Here is a 249-nt window from a genome sequence, read left to right as displayed (position 1 = left end):
ATATAGAGAAAGATTTTCTTCCTCATTTTGAACATTTTTACAATTCAGAAGAATTAAGAACATGCGATAATTGCGGAACTGTGATGGAGACTGATCCGAGATTTGTAGCGAAGAAATAATTAAATAATAAATATTAGAAGCTATTTCCTGCTGTCCGCTATATCTTTTGTGGCGAACCCCGCCACAAAAGGATGCCGATCCCATCAGGGCTATGACACCTACTTTTTAGAATTGTTAAACAGATATAAA

Annotated in this window: 1 pseudogene; it reads left to right on the top strand. The window is 35.3% G+C overall.

The features are described 5' to 3' along the window. Window positions 1-119, top strand: a pseudogene (locus ACWA1B_RS23240) (3-hydroxyanthranilate 3,4-dioxygenase); the annotation flags it as partial. Window positions 120-249 lie beyond the last annotated feature (130 nt).

The organism is Flavobacterium xizangense, from assembly GCF_054075145.1.
This window is presented reverse-complemented; position numbering and strand designations above follow the sequence as displayed.